Below are 14,284 nucleotides of genomic sequence, written 5' to 3'. Positions count from 1 at the left end.
TTTCTGATTCACTTGCCCCACTGGACTGCGTCGAGAACGCCCAGCTGTGTGGTCTTGGTGGGAGTGGTGATTGTTCCGGCCCCGTCGCGCAGCACCAGCTGCCGCAGATCGTTGCCCACCGGGTCCCATCGCGGAAGCCGTGAACTCGCCGGTGGCCGGCCGTGGGCGAACTCGGTCACCAGATCCATAAAAGCGGCCGAGGTTTCACGTTCCTTGGGCCCGTCGCCGAACTTGGCCACATTGGACGGGTGCGCGTAGGTGCCGAAGAGGAACGGCGATGTCGACTCGTGGGGCACCCCGAAGTACGGCGGCTGTACGGGGTGGGCATATTCCATCAGATACAGCGGCGCACGATGCTCGACCGTCGCACGACGAGTGAAGGCCAGTACGCCGTGGCGGATCAGGGCGTCGCCCCACAGTTCGGTCCAGAGTGACAGCGGATCCGATGGACGACCATCCTGCTTCGCCGAATCTCTATACAACGCAACGGCATCGGATACCGTCGACTCCGGAATCGACGGCACGCCCTGCTCGAGGATGTCACGGAAGGCGGCGTGCAGTGTGGCGGCATCGGTGGGCGGCGACTGCGGTTCGGGCGCGCCGGGGCCGGTGAAGAACGAGCCCTCCGTGCTGGTGTAGATGGAGATGGCGGGGATGTCGGGCAGCGGTTGGTTGATGTCGAAGGTCGGAAGGAGCACCGGATCCAGGACCGGCCCCCGGTACTGGCGGCCGCTCTCGACCACACGCTGCGCTCTGGGTTGGGCGAACTGCGCCACCCACCAATCACGAATCCGATCCGCGGGCACATCTTTCAGGTTCTTCACCGACACCCCCTGAGCGGCCGCCAAGGCATCGAACGTCGCCGTGGCGTCGTCGGGGGTCAGGCTCAGATATGGGCTCCAGACGTGCGCCTGGCTGACGCTGATGATCCGGCGCAGCAGGGGCCGCGTCTGCGGATGCAGAGAAAGTTGCCAGGTGCTGGCGCCACCCGCCGAAGTCCCGACCAGCGTGATGTTGCCCGGGTCACCGCCAAAAGCCCTGGCATTCTCACTAACCCAACGGAGAAGGGCGATTTGATCCTGCAAACCCCAGTTGGTGTGCAGCCCGGTTTCGGGGTCCTCGAGGGCAGGGTGACCGCAAAAGCCGAAGGCGCCCAACCGGTAGTTGAAATTGACGACGACGGCACCGGCACGCTCGGCAAGTGCCGCTCCGTCGTAGACCGGAAGACTCCCCGCTCCCCGCGACCAGCCACCGCCGTGGATGTAGACGATCACGGGCAGTAGTGCTGAGCTGTCGACCGAAGGGGTCCAGACATTGGCGTACAGCGCGTCTTCCTGGCGTACCGGGTCACCGCCTGCCGGTTGAATGAAATCTGATCCAAACCGCGTGGTGTTCAACGTGTCCCGCCACGGCGTCACCGGACGCGGTGACCTGAATCGGTTCTGCCCCGTCGGCGACTGCGCATAGGGGATGCCGCGGAACACGTGCACCTTGCCGGTGGCTGCCCCGCGGATCGCGCCTCCGGTCACGGAGACTTGCGGGTCAGCCGCACCTGCCTGCGAGCCGCAACCGGCCAGCGCCGCGGCACCAGCCAACGCAAAAGTTGTTCCTAGCAACGCCCGCCGGGTGATCACCTCTCTATCTTCGGGATGCGGCATCGCGCACCAAACAATCGCGAATTCAATTCGTCAGTTCGGAGACAATCCGTCAAGTTGAACCCGCCGGCACCCCATTGCGCCACCTACGCAGTCACACTGCAAACGATGATTCGCAGGTCATAGGGTTGTTCATCGATCTGTCATCTCGCATTAGTCCACCAGTGTTGGTGTAGCGGGGCACCCGCATAGTCCGTCACTTTGTGTGGTGCCAATACCTGGTCCCCGGCCCGCATCTGGCCCATTCTTGGGTCGACATTGAACATCCGCTAACTCATCGAGGTGCTTCAGCATGACTTCTGCGACCAAGACTCAGGCCGCGACCGAGCTGTTTGACACGCGCTCCCGCGTTAGTTCGGTCGACGCCATGGCGTCCGTAGCCGCGCACGTATGCCCCGAAGTGCTGCGATCGTTGCCGCGTTGCGACCAGCGTGCCAAGGGCGAGGACTACGTCACCGGCCTGCTGAAGGTGCGCGGACGCAAGTCCGCACGCAACATGGCCGCCACGATGGGCCAGTCGATGGGCAGAGAGGTGAGCGAGCAGAACCTGCATCACTTCGTGAACAGCTCCACCTGGGATTGGTGGGCCGTGCGGCGGGATCTGACGTCCTATCTCACCAGCGCGTACCACGCGGCGGCGTGGGTGGTGACCCCCATGCTGATCCCCAAGGCGGGCGTCCACTCCGTGGGGGTGGACCGGCGCTATTGCCCACGTGCCGGGCGCGCGGTCAATGGCCAGCTGGCCCTCAGCGTGTGGCTCGCTGCCGACGGTTTCGCGGTTCCGGTGAGCTGGCGGCTGCATCTGTCGCAGCCCTGGCTGGAGTCGACCACCAAGAAGTCCAAGACCTCGATCCCCGAGGACTACCCGCTGGAATCGGTGAGCGGATGCGCGCTCTCGTCGTTCCAGGAATTCGTTCGGGTGGCACGTCCCTCGAAAGCGCCGGTGATCTTCGATCTGCTGGGTGCCAACGGTGCCGACCTGGCACAGGTCTTCGGAACTCTCTCTCACCAGGTGGCGACCACCCGTGTTCCCAGCGACCTGCAGCTTCAGGTTGTCGATCCGGCGTTCGCCGGATACCAGGGGCGCGTACTCCCCGCCGCGCAGATCGTGCAGGCCACCAAGGGCTCACGGCGCACCGAGCAGTACGTTTACCAGGGACGGCGTCACCTGATCAGCATCGCGAAGGTCCAGCTGGCCGATCCCTCGGCGGCACGTTCACGGACGCCGCTGACCCTCGTCGGCATGACGCCCCTGGATCATCCGCGTGCACGCACCGAGCTCTGGCTGACCAACGACCCCGAGTTCTCCACCTCATCGCAGGCGCACCAGGTGGCGCTGGCCGACCACGTGCAACAGGGATACCTGCACCTGGCAAACCGCATGGGCATGCAGGACTTCGCGGGCCGCTCGTTCACCGGCTGGCATCGTCACGCCACTCTGGTGTCCATCGCGGCGACGGTGGGGTGCCTGGTGTCACCCGGTCTGGCGAGTGAGCAGCGAACCTCTCACTTTCCACAGTTTGATGGCGAGTTGCGTGTCCAGGAGCCGCTCGGCATCCTGCCACCCGTCACCAAGTAGCTCGTTCACCCGATCGAGGCGACGCACCACGGTGTTGGGGTGCGTGTGCAGGATCTTCGCGGCCCGCGTGGGGCTGGCACCGACGGTGAAGTACACATCGAGCGTCTGGAGCAGGTCGGTGTCGCGGCCCTCGTCGTAATCGATGACGGGACCGACCATCGACCTGACGAAACCCTCCACATCCTGATGGCGTGAGAGCAGCACCCCAAGGAAACCCAATTCATTTGCGGCAGCCGCTGTTCCGAGCGCACCCAACGCGCTCATCGCATCCAGGCAGCGCATCGCATCCTGGTATGTCTCCTCGATGGACTCGATGCGCTCCGACGGTCCGGCCGAGGAAACCGTCACTGGCATCCGCAGGTGCGCAGTCGTTTCGTTCCACACCGACTGAGCGATCCTGCCCGGGTCGGAACCGGGAATGAGCAGAACCACCACCTCGTCCTGGGTGGCGCGCAGCCCACCCACCCGCGAGGCGAACGATGCGGACCACAGGGCCGCCCGGTCCAGTCCACCGCGCTCCGGCCTGACGATGACCACGATGTGCGGCTGGTTGAGATCCAAAGCCAAACGGCGGGCATAGATCTGAACGAGGCGACTGTCTCGCTGCCGGTAATCCAGCACGTCATGCAGCAGGTCATTGCGCAACTGCGACACCGACAGCGACATCCGATTGTCTCCGCACATGACCACCGCCGCAGTGGTGGCAAGATCCTGAATTTGCAACGGATACACCGAGACCGGTCCGTCGCCCAGCCCGGCGACGGACAACTCGCCGTGATAGTCGTCACCGACCGTGAGCGCGGTCGACAATATGCTCTGCGCGTCGGGTTCCCATTTGTAGGAAGCGATCTCGGCTCCGTCATGCCCCGTCACACGCACCGCCACACCCAGCTGCTCGCCGACGGTGACGACGAATCCGTCCATCCCCGCCGGCCCGGAACCGGTGTCCAGAAGCAGGGTGCGCAGTGCGATCCGCTGCTCAAGTTCGGCGATTCGCCTTGAATGCCTTGACAGTTCGTCGGCACTAGAAAGTGCGATGCTGGCGAAGGAACACAGGCTGGCAAAGAGAGACCGTTCGGCGGCGGTAAAGCTGCGCACCGTGCGTGAACCGACGTACAGGTTTCCGAAGTGCCTGCCCTCATGCTCCATCGGCATGGTCATCAGGCTGTGCACGCCTTCGGATCGCATGGCCGCGTCGCCGTCGCTGGCTCGGGTAAACCTGGTGTCGGACGGGTAGTCAGCGGTCCACACCGGGCCGTGTCCGGGGCGGTACAGACTCACCAATCCGATGTCGTCACCGATCGGGAAGTACAGGCCATGGTTGATGGCGGTGGTCGGCCCGTCGACGTAGCGGACGTGATGGCGCACATCCGGGCCGGATTCATCCCGCACGGAAATGAATGCGAAGTCCGCGTCGAGCATGATCCGCGCGCGTTTGACCAGAGTGCTCGACGCCTCGTCGATGTCGAGGCACCCCAGTAGTTCGATGCCCACACCCACGAGATTCGAGAGCCGGGCCTCACGCTGGTTCTGCGTTTCGATAAGTCCGTAGATGCGTTCGGCGTATCCGCGGGCGCGGTGTAAATCCGCAGCGCTCCAGGGTGGAGAGGACTCGCGCGCGATCTCTTTGAGCCTGGCCTCGAAGACATCGGGTGCTGTTCCCGATGCCAGTAGTCGCAGCACAGATAGCGCTGAGTGGCCCGCACTGGCAGCCCCTTCGCGCGCTCCGCCGACCTGTATCTCAGCCAATATCAACTACCCGTCTGCCGTGTGTGCGTGGCAACGGTAAATGTGGGGTACCGGCGCGTCAAGATTCTCGCGCGCGAACAGTTCGCAAAGAATCGATATGAGGGAAAGTTTCCCCAGGTGGCTTCTAGATCAGGCGGGTGATTGCGGCCTCAACAAGCTGACCGGCAGCTCCTACATAGGTCTTAGGATTCAACAGCTCGTCGATTTCGGCCCGGCTGAGGCATGCGGCGATCTCCGGGTGGGCGGCACTCGCGTCACGCAGGCTCAGACCGGCTGTGACGGCATGATCGACGACTGCGGAGACGACGGACTTCGCCGGGCCCTTGCCCAACCGCGGGGTGAGGGCCGCCGAGAGCCGCTCGGCCGACGGCTGTCCGCCGAGCAGAGCAAGGTTGTCCGACATACGCTCCGGACGCACCTGCAGCCCGCGGCTCAGGTCGACGGCGGTTTGGGCTGCACCGCCGGTGAGCCGCAGACACTCCCGCAACGCCAACCATTCGGCATGCCAGCCACCGGCCGAGCGTTCGTCCTCGCTGAGCAAGGATTGCGTCAGGATGACGCTCAGGGCCGGAACCTGCAACGCAGCCGATCGAATCATGGTCGCCAACACCGGATTTCGCTTGTGCGGCATAGCCGAGGAAATACCCCGGCCCGGTGGCGCGGGTTCGGCCAACTCGGCAATCTCGGTGCGGCTCAACGTCAGTACGTCGACTGCGAACTTGCCGAGAGCTCCCGCGACGAAGGCCGTGGTGCTGCCGATATCGGCTATCGGGGCACGCAGCGCATGCCAGGGCAGCCCCGACTCGGCCAGCCCCGTCCTCCGTGCGAAGGCCGCGTTCAGCTTCTCGACGAATGCGCCGGGATCGGCACCCTCCGGTCCTGCGTATTCGAGATAGCCGGCAAGGGTGCCCGCAGCACCGCCGAGCGATACCGGCAGTGCATCGGCAACCGCGAGCACGCGAGCTCGTGCATCGAGGACGAGTTCTCGCCAGCCGGATGCCTTGAGCCCGAAAGTCGTCGGAACCGCCTGCACCGCCAGCGTGCGCGCCGCCATGACCGTCCCGCAGTGCTCGGCGGCCAGATCCGCCAGCGCCTCACCCACATAACCCAGATCCGTGGCGACGAGCTCCAACACCCTCTTGGCCAGAATCATCGCCCCGGTATCGAGAATGTCCTGGCTGGTCGACCCGCGGTGCACGTATTCGGCCGCACGCGGATCGATCTCACCCACCACCCGGGTCAGTTCCTTGATCAGGCCGACGACGGGGTTGGCCGTCTCGCGCGCCGACAAGGCCACCGTGCGGGCGTCGATATCGTGCGCGGCCGCCGCCTTGGCGATGACATCGGCCGCATCCCTGGGCAGCACACCGATATCCGCCTGCGCGGCAGCCAGCGCGACCTCGGCATCGAGCATCGCCTGCAGCCAGGCCGCATCGGTCAATTCACCCTCGGCAACGGTGCCGGCACTGACCGGTGAGAGCAGTCCGGTCTCCAGGAAACCGCTCACACCAGCACCCCGTGATCACCCACATCCGCTGCCGGGCTTGGCGCGCTCGCCAACGCGGCCCTGGCGATGGCGTCGGCGTCGCCCAGCGTGACCGAATCCACCCCCGGTCTGATTCCCGCCGCGGTCACCCAGTGCACCGATTCGGTGGGAACGCCATAGGCGAACCGGCGCGGATGTACGCGCCCATCAGCACCGATCAACCGGTACGGACGCTCAGTGACGGCCAATCCCCTTGTCTGGTAAGCCTTGTGGTCATCCGTGGGGATCTCGTAGGGGCGGCATTGCCCCGTCTCCTGCAAGAAGATCAGCAGCGGGTCACTGCTGCGGCGCAGATCTGGTTCGTGCAGTCGTGCCTCGATGAGGCTGCGTGTTCGGACCGCCGATCCCGGAACGAGTGGCGACTCGATGACCACGGCAGGGTCGTGGGTGTCGAAACGCACCTGCATCCGCGGTCCCACCAGATGCATGACCCCCGCCTCGACCAGCGCGATGATCTCCTCGATCCGTTGGGCCGGGGGGCCGATGGACAGAAAGGCGTTGAGCGGTGTGTACCAACTCTCCAGCTCGTCGCGGTATGACTTGCCGTCCAAACCCCCGTGATCCACCGCCAGCCGGATTTCGTTGCGCAGGTCCCGCAAGACATCCAGTGCCGCCTTCACCGGCCCGTCGACATTGCCCTCCCGCGCCATCACCACATCGGCACGCAGGTGTTCGAGAATCCACGCGGTGAAGTCCTCGGGTCCGGTGAATTCACGCTCACCCCACGGGCGGTCCAGATCGTCCCATTTCCAGGCGATGTCGAGCAGATCGAATTCCGCCAAGAGCGCCTCCAGGTCGCGCTCCGGCGCATGAAGGTACCGTTCGGCGAATGCCTGCTCCGGCAGTCCGCGCTGAGTCAGATGTCCTTCGTAATAGACACATTCGACCTCACGCGCGATGAGCGGCCAGAGGTCCCGCCGAAACTGCAGAAGGCCGCCGAGATCCTCACGCAACTGCGCAATCCGCTCCACGGTGAGCAGCCGGGGGAAGTAGCGCCCCGATGATCCCTTCTGGTTCTCCCCGCGCGCGTGATACGGGATGCCACGCCGCGAGCTGGCGTACAGGACGGGCTCCTGGCCAGAAGGCTGGTAGACCAGGCGCTCGCCTTCTCGCACGAATCGTCCGCCTCGCCCCACGGTCAACAGGGCCATGTAATCGAAGAAGTTCAGTCCCAGCCCTCGAACGGCCACGGGCTCACCCGCTTTGATCGCCGACAGATCGATATCAGCGGGGTTCGCGGGCGTGACGTAGGTCAATCCGTGGATACGTGCCAACGAGGCCGCACGAGCCTCACCGGGACGCAGACCCGCGGGCACATGCCCCACCGCGAGGATCACGGCCTTGAGATCGTGCAGGCGAGTCCCGTTCTCCAACCGAACCCCTTGCGGGCCATCGATATCACCGTGGGTGTCGGCCAGCGCCACCGCGCGGGAACGGTGCACCCGAACCGACATGTGCTCGGGTGCCCAGCCGACCACGCGCGCGAAACTATCGCTGAGGTAATGCCCATACAGCGCGCGGGTGGGGTAGGAATTGGACCGCAGCGTGCGCGCCTCGGCAATCGCCTTCTCTCCGCTGCGCGAGGGATCGCCCAGCAGGGCAAGGCTTTGTGCCCATTCGTAGAGTGTCGGGCCCGGCTCGATGGGGCCCTCGATGGCCACGCTGTCGTCGGTGAACACGGTGATCTGAGAGGCCACCGTATTCATCAACAAATGCCAGGACTGGTCGGTGCGCCACACCGATCCCGCGCCCGGGGAGTAGGGGTCGACGACGTGCACGACGATCCGATCCGCGCTGGGAGCGTGGCGTTCATTGGCGCACAGCCGCTCCAGTACCGCCAGACCGCGGGGGCCCGCTCCGATGATGCAAATCTGGTGATCGGACATCTAGCGCACCCCCGCCGCCGTCGTGACCGCGGCCAACCCGAAATCGGTGTCGCCGTGCATCCAGGCCAACGCCTCATGCAGGTCCGCATCGCGCATGGCGCCCAGCTTCTCGTTGCGTACCGTGGCCGCGCCACCCGCGGCATGCCAGATGCCGATGCTGTCCCGGGCTGCCAAGGTCACATCGCCCGTGCGGTCACGCCGCGCCTCGACAAACCGGGCGAACCGGACGGGGATGCGGTCGGGATCGGCGCCGATGATCCCGCCGAGCACGACGGCATCTTCGAGCGCCTGGCTGGCACCCTGCGCCGCGTAATGCAGCATGGGGTGGGCCGCATCGCCCAACAGGACCACGCGACCGTCCGACCACTGCCGCACCGGGTCACGATCCACCAATGCCCAGGACCTCCAGTCCCGACCCAGCTCAAGTAGCCTGCGTGCGGTCCCCCGCAGCGGGGACAGCTCACCTAGCACTCGGGCCTCGCTCACCGACACCCCCGAGAAGGCCTGTGCAGCACCATCGGTGCGGCTGGCAGCCAGGTTCAGCAGTGAACCGCCGGCGATGGGGTACGTCACCAAATGGCATCCGGGCCCGGTCCACCAGGTGACCGAGTTGGACCGCAGGCTCTCCTCGACCTGCTCGATCGGCACGGTGGTGCGATACACGGTGATCCCCGCGACCCGCGGTTCTCCGTCGTCGAGCAGGGTGCGCCGGATCGCCGAATTGATGCCGTCGGCGCCGATGAGGCCATCGCCCTCGACACTGGTGCCATCGGCAAGCAGAGCCCGCACTCCGGCACCATCTTGTCGGTATCCGAATACCTCACTGCGGCTGAGGAGCTCGATGCGGCCATCCGCGGTGCACGCGTCGACCAGGATGCGATGCAACTCGGCGCGGTGCACCACCAGGTACGGGCTGTCGAATCGATGCTGATAGTCCACGCCCAGACTCATGGTGTTGATCAGGCGGTCGACAGTGGCGTCGAAGAGCCGCAACGAGTCCACCCGCACTCCGATACCGGCAACCTCGTCGCCCACTCCCAGCAGATCCAGAGCATGTAATCCGTTGGGCGCGAGTTGTATACCGGCTCCGATCTCGGCGAACTCGCGTGCTCGTTCCAACACGACCACGTCGTTGCCGGAGGAGGCCGCGCTCAACGCCACGGCAAGCCCACCGATGCCGCCGCCAACGACAATGAGCCGCGACATCAGATGGCCCCCGCCCCGATCCGCGCCGACAGCTCCAGTCTCTTGATCTTGGTGGTAGCCGTCTGCGGGAGCTCATCGAGACGCAGCTGCAGCGGCGGGGCCATCGGCGGCAGCTGAGCTGCAGCCGCATCCCAGGCGTTCAGATTCAGTGGCACATCGTTTTTCGTGCACACGACCGGCTGGGCCAGGCCGCCCGGGCCGGCGACGATGATCACCTCGGTGAGCTCGTCCACCGCCAGGAACAGCCGATCCTCGGCGGCCAGGGTGCTGCCAAAGCCGTCGATGAGGTCGACCTCTCGGTCGAGGAGGTGAATGCAGCCCCACCGGGTGCGGTAGCCGACATCTCCCATCCGCCACCAGCCGTCATCGAGTTGCTTGTCGTAGCGCTCCTGTTCGCCCAGGTAAGTGCGGATCCTGCCGTCGGTGCGCACCTCGATGTACCCGGGATTCTCCGACGACGGCGGTTGCCCGTTCCGGGACACGATCCGCACATCGGTCATCCCGAGGAACGGGTAACCGACGCAACGCCCATCGGAATCCGCGGACCGAAGTCGGCTGAAGCCGCGGGCGACGATAGGACCGACCTCGCTCTGACCGTACAACTGTCCGAAGAGCGGCCGCCGCCGCCCCGAGGCCGCGAGCAGAGTGCGTACGGTGCGCGGGTGGATGGCGTCGAAGGTGCTGCTGAAGTATTTGACGGAGGCCAGGGGCCGGCGGGGGTCTTCGGCGAGCACCTCCCAGTTGATGAACGTGTTCGGGTGAGCCTCAAGGATTCCCGGCTTCACACGCAGGAAGATCTCCGCGGCGTGCTCGGGTTCGTCGTCGACAAGGACCACCACGGGGAACCCCCGCAGGATCGCGATGGCCAGCGCGGTCACCAAGCGTGAGTGCACGAAGGACACATGGATGACAATGGGTTCCCGGCGACGCACCAGTGCGGCGACAGCGGCCTGTGGACGATACCGTGCCTCGAAGGTGAAGTTGGTGTGCACCGCAAGCTTGGGCACACCGGTGGTACCCGAGGTGTGAGTGATCAACGCCGGATCATGTGGGCTCGGTACCACGGCAGGAGCCGCAGCGGCGGGAGTCAACCCGGACAGCGTCACGGCCTGCGGGTGCTCACCCTCGGCGAGCAGGATGCGGGAGGTCAGCTCGGCGATAGGCTCACCGGCCAATTCGCCGTCCAGCTTTGCCGCATCGGTCAGCAGGGTCGGGTTGCCCACGCGACCGATGAGCGTGGCCACTGTCGCGCCGTCAAGCTTGGGGGACAACAACACCGGCACCGCACCCACGCGTGCGGCGGCGCAGGCCGCCAGGGTGATGTCGAAACCGTCGGACTTGTGGATCACCAGCTTCTCACCCGGTGCAACACCGGCGGCGCGAAGCCGGCGCGAGATGTCATCGACGGCGTCGGCCACGTCGGCGATGGAAGACGTGCCCTCCAACTGCGGAGCCAGCGAGGGCCGGTGATCCAGGGTCAGGGTATTCGACGGGTGCTTTCGCGCCGCACGCTCGAAGAGCGTGCCCAGCTTGATGCCGCGGTTTCCGATGCGCTGCAGAATCATTGGGGTACGCCAGCCTTCCGGCCAGCGCGGGCTTCCTCGGTGATGCGCGCGATCGCGTCGACGGTGGCCTGCATGTCGGTGCGGAGCTTGTCGCCCCATTCGCGGACGAAACGCTGCTTACCCTCCTCATCGAGGTGGGACATGATCTCGGTGATGCCCTCGGTGGGCTGGCCCATCCGGTAGTGGTGCCTCAGGATCGATCCGCCCTCGGCCGGGTCGACGAAGTAGCTCCAGACGCTCTCCTGTAATTCACCGGAACGGTTCAGGATCGACCAGCTGAACTGTTCCGGCGCATTGGCGGCCACAATTTCACTCTCCGTCTGCCAGCCGCCGCGCACCACCGGCGCCCAGGCGACAACATCGGTCGCGCGATTGTTGTTACCGCGGAAGCGAGCACCCACCTGGCCGGGCTCACCGGATATCCACTGTCCACCAATGCATTCAGGGCTCCAGCGTCCGCTTTCGGGGAGATCGCTGACCAAGGCGTACAGCTCGTCGGGGGATGTGTTGCAGAAGGCGCTGGTTTCGATTTCGAAGAGGCTCACGCATCAAAGGCTGGCACCGGCGCTCGGCCGGCAGCGACGTATCCGCGAAAGGTCCGTCAAGTTGGTTTTCGGGTCCGTCAAGTCGGCCTGCCGCAGACGGCAAACGCCTGGTTGCGGCGAGGAATCAGGCGGGGAGAAGCACGAGGCGGGTACCGCCCATGACTTCGTTCTCGATGCGTCGATGCGCCCGCGCCGTCTCCGAAAATTGCATCAAATCAATGGCTTTCGGCGCCAGCTCGCCACTGGTGAGCAGCACGGCGGCGCGCTGGGCCGCATCGGCGAGCTGGCGGGTGGATGCCCTGGACATGACGAACCCTCGGATAGACCCGCTCTTGCGGTACAGCGGACCCAGCGGAACCGGTCGCTGGGTTTCCGGGGTTCCGTCTCCCGACACGAGGACGATCCGACCGTGCGGTGCAAGTAGATCCACCGCCGCAGCGATGTCGTTGAGGCCCGAGGTATCCAGGTAGACGTCTACTGCGCCCTGATGCGCCTTGCTCACCATCGGAACCCAGTCCGAGGTGTAGTCGTACACCTCGGAGGCGCCCAATTGCAGGCACCTGTCCAGGCTCCGGCCCGAGGCCACCGCAATGACCGCTGCGCCGGAACGCGCCGTCAGTGAGACGGCGGCCGAGCCCACATTTCCGGCCGCGCCGACGATCAGCACCGTTTCGCCCGCCTTGATTTCACCGTATTCGACGGTCGCCAGATAGGCGGTAGAGGCCGGATGCGCCACCGCGACGGCAGCCACCGGATCCACATCCGCCGGTAACTCGTAGAGCCGCTCAGCGGGAACTGAAGCTAATTCGGCTGTGGCACCTTGCCTTCCGTCGTACCCAAGGCTGGTGCACCATACCCGCTCGCCGGCCCGAAATCCCGCGGCGCCCTCTACCACCGTGCCGACCAAGTCGCGCCCCACCACGAACGGCAACGGGATTGCCGTCGGATAGGAGCCCGACCGTACGAAGGTGTCGACCGGATTCACCGCCACCGCCTCGACCCGAACGAGTACCTCACCCACAGCGGCAACAGGTTCAGGAAGCGTGCCGTACCGGATGTTTTCGGCGGGACCCCGCTGCTCGATGTAGGCGGCGCGCATGCGCATATCTTGCGGCATGCCCGCGGTCCTCACAACGTGACGGATTGCGTTGCGAATGCTTGCCATTCACGACGAGGCCGGGGGCAATGGGAGCCGGTCGACCCCCGGACTACCGAGCCGACCGGCGATCCAGGGAAACGCCTGTGCGAAGGCCTCCTGCGCGTACGCCCAGTCGTGATTACCGGCGCGTCTGACTACCGCGCACTCGATCCCTGCCTGCAGTGCGGCGTCACACAACCGACTCGCTGCGATCGGTCCGGTGAGTTGTTCCTGCCCCGCCCTGATCTTCGCGGTAGTCGATACGTCCAGCCAGCCCGCCACATCCCGGTACCGTCCGTGGTCGTGTATCACGGATAGCGTGTCGAACAGCGCCCACTGTTTTTCGTCACCACCGTAGAGCCGCTCCACGGTCTGCTCCCTGGTGCCCGCGTTGGGAGTGAGGTCGCCGGCCATGTCGACGAAGGCATGGAAGAGGTCGGGGTGGGTGATCGTCAGATCGGCCGCGCACGTTCCGCCCATCGACCATCCGACGACGCCCCAGTTGTCGGGGCCGGTGCTCGTCCCGAACTCGGAATTCACATATGGAACAACCTCTTTGGTGATGTGATCGGCCACATTGCCCCGGGGACCGTTCACGCATTCGGTGTCGTTGTTGAAGGTCCCTCCGGTGTCGGCGAACACCAGCACCGGTGTCACTCCATCGTGGTTTTGCGCGAAACGATCCATCGCACCCGCGATATCGCCTTGGCGTAGCCAGTCCGCGGGTGTCGACCAGGCCCCGGAGATCATCACGACCGCAGGAAGTTCCGGGGGTGCGGGCCGTGCGAACCAGGCGGGCGGCAAGTACACGTACTCCGTACGGTGGGTGAACCCAGAGACATCCGCGGAAATCTCGACCGGGACCACACGCCCGGTTGTCGTGACACCCTTGCCTTTCAAGTCTCGTACCGCATTCAGGTCGGCCTCGTCGGGCAAGGGGCCCGCCGTCACGGCGGCCCACGCCAGCCGCAGCGTGTCGTAGTAGTCAATCCACTGATTGAGCACCGTCGCCGCGGCAAGCAGACACAGCGGCACCGCCAGCATCATCGCGCCGCGCCGCAGCCACCGGGTGTGCAGCCAGCCCACGATCAGGACGACCAATGCCACTGCGGCCACACCGATCCAAACCCACAGCAGCAGCGGAGGTGGGTTGTCCGCCATTCCTTGTGAGGTGATGTACCAGTACGCCACAGCGCCGACACCCACACCACACAACACGGCACCGGGCACCCAGACCCGCAGCCAACCCCGCGGGCGGCGATAGAGGCCCGCCATCACCGCCAGCGCGGCCAGCACCTGCATCGTCACCGGAAGCCAGCCATGGATGAGCGACGGCCCCGCGTACAGCGGGTTGTTGCGCGCATATGCAGGCAGCTCGGCCAGCACCCATGTCCCCGACGGCGGCACGCCCCGAT

The 14,284-nt window shown here is 65.5% G+C and carries 10 protein-coding genes; 1 reads left to right on the top strand and 9 read right to left on the bottom strand.

The window, feature by feature from the left end; genetic code table 11:
• Positions 1–8: 8 nt before the first annotated feature.
• A complete protein-coding gene (locus MYCSP_RS01305) occupies positions 9–1,634 on the bottom strand; it encodes a carboxylesterase family protein (RefSeq protein ID WP_088415353.1) in 1,626 nt (541 codons plus the stop codon).
• Positions 1,635–1,947: 313 nt separating this feature from the next.
• Between MYCSP_RS01305 and MYCSP_RS01300 the strand changes: the two genes are divergently transcribed.
• The gene (locus tag MYCSP_RS01300; RefSeq protein ID WP_070912243.1) at positions 1,948–3,234 is read left to right on the top strand and encodes an IS701 family transposase; all 1,287 of its coding nucleotides are present in this window, start codon (positions 1,948–1,950) and stop codon (positions 3,232–3,234) included.
• Here the strand turns inward: MYCSP_RS01300 and MYCSP_RS01295 are convergent.
• From MYCSP_RS01295 to MYCSP_RS01260, 8 genes are all read right to left on the bottom strand, one after another.
• A complete protein-coding gene (locus MYCSP_RS01295) occupies positions 3,130–4,917 on the bottom strand; it encodes a helix-turn-helix domain-containing protein (protein WP_070912242.1) in 1,788 nt (595 codons plus the stop codon). The two genes, MYCSP_RS01300 and MYCSP_RS01295, sit on opposite strands and share 105 nt — an antisense overlap.
• A gap of 190 nt (positions 4,918–5,107) precedes the next feature.
• Positions 5,108–6,490, bottom strand: coding sequence for a lyase family protein (locus MYCSP_RS01290; protein WP_083015225.1), 1,383 nt, complete (start codon positions 6,488–6,490; stop codon positions 5,108–5,110).
• Complete coding sequence (locus tag MYCSP_RS01285) at positions 6,487–8,415, bottom strand: FAD/NAD(P)-binding protein (protein WP_083015228.1); 1,929 nt, start codon at positions 8,413–8,415, stop codon at positions 6,487–6,489. Before MYCSP_RS01285 ends, MYCSP_RS01290 begins: the two co-directional genes overlap by 4 nt.
• Positions 8,416–9,621 carry an FAD-dependent monooxygenase gene (locus tag MYCSP_RS01280; RefSeq protein WP_083015232.1) on the bottom strand — a complete coding sequence of 402 codons (1,206 nt, stop codon included), beginning with the start codon at positions 9,619–9,621 and terminating at the stop codon, positions 8,416–8,418. It lies immediately after the preceding gene.
• Positions 9,621–11,186, bottom strand: coding sequence for an AMP-binding protein (locus MYCSP_RS01275; RefSeq protein ID WP_083015236.1), 1,566 nt, complete (start codon positions 11,184–11,186; stop codon positions 9,621–9,623). The genes MYCSP_RS01280 and MYCSP_RS01275 overlap by 1 nt, the downstream gene beginning before the upstream one ends.
• On the bottom strand, positions 11,183–11,731 hold the full coding sequence (locus MYCSP_RS01270; RefSeq protein WP_083015239.1) for an SRPBCC family protein: 549 nt from the start codon (positions 11,729–11,731) through the stop codon (positions 11,183–11,185). The genes MYCSP_RS01275 and MYCSP_RS01270 overlap by 4 nt, the downstream gene beginning before the upstream one ends.
• Positions 11,732–11,855: 124 nt before the next feature.
• Positions 11,856–12,830, bottom strand: coding sequence for an NADPH:quinone reductase (locus tag MYCSP_RS01265; protein ID WP_088415351.1), 975 nt, complete (start codon positions 12,828–12,830; stop codon positions 11,856–11,858).
• A 66-nt stretch (positions 12,831–12,896) separates the two neighbouring features.
• Entirely contained in the window at positions 12,897–14,276 is a 1,380-nt protein-coding gene (locus tag MYCSP_RS01260; RefSeq protein WP_322788552.1) for an alpha/beta hydrolase, read from the bottom strand.
• Positions 14,277–14,284 lie beyond the last annotated feature (8 nt).

It is taken from the genome of Mycobacteroides saopaulense (assembly GCF_001456355.1).
GTDB classification, from domain to species: Bacteria; Actinomycetota; Actinomycetes; order Mycobacteriales; family Mycobacteriaceae; genus Mycobacterium; species Mycobacterium saopaulense.
Note: the sequence above shows the minus strand (reverse complement) of the source record. Positions and strands in the feature narration are given on the sequence as shown.